1 pseudogene is annotated in these 301 nt (G+C 36.2%); it reads right to left on the bottom strand.

Annotation, left to right across the window (positions count from 1 at the left end):
* Nucleotides 1-63: 63 nt before the first annotated feature.
* Nucleotides 64-301: pseudogene (locus ACYQ11_RS22225) on the bottom strand (IS110 family transposase); the annotation flags it as partial.

The following is a 301-nucleotide window of genomic DNA, read 5'->3' as shown; positions in this document are numbered from 1 at the left end:
TACCCAAAGACCGTTGTCCGTATTGATATCATCTTGAACACGATGCTTAAGGCCTGATATATTTTATGAAATTTTCTTTAACCGTTCCTTTCTGTATGGTTGATATTTTTTACCGCTCTTCAATATACCAAAGCTTAATTCCGCCAATCTGCGACATGCCTTATGTCTGGCCTGATATTCAGGATAATTTTTCCATAAAATCAAGTAGTTATAATAATCATTGATTGGATTGTTACCGCCAATTGCCGATACGGTCCCTACTTTATAAACGTTTTTTAACTGTCTGCAGTAACGAGGATTC

This window comes from Desulfatiferula olefinivorans (assembly GCF_054657895.1).
The sequence above is the reverse complement of the archived record's forward strand: the minus strand, read 5'-3'. Positions and strand labels throughout refer to the sequence as shown.